Source organism: Streptomyces sp. SID14436, assembly GCF_010548465.1.
Classification (GTDB): Bacteria; Actinomycetota; Actinomycetes; order Streptomycetales; family Streptomycetaceae; genus Streptomyces.
On the sequence record NZ_JAAGMD010000550.1, the window covers coordinates 1 to 270 of the forward strand.

Genomic DNA, 270 nt, shown 5'->3' on the forward strand with positions numbered 1-270 from the left:
GACCGCGCGCTGCAGGAGCAGAGGCACCCAGCCGGGGCCCAGCCGCTGCCGTCCCCGCACCCGGTCGAGGGTGACCGGGTCGCCGGTGAGCACGGCGAGCCGCAGGTCGGGGCCGTACGCCTTCGCCGCCGACCGCACGAACGCCCAGGTGGGGGTGGCTCCTGCGAGCGGGTGCGGCGGGAGGTCGACGATGTGGTGCCCGTGGTCGTCCTCGATCAGCACGGTCCCCGGGTGGTCGGCGAGCACGGACCGCAGCGCCCGCGCGCGGGC

1 pseudogene is annotated in these 270 nt (G+C 77.8%); it reads right to left on the minus strand.

The window, feature by feature from the left end:
* A pseudogene (locus G3I53_RS19200) lies at positions 1-270 on the minus strand (GntR family transcriptional regulator); the annotation flags it as partial.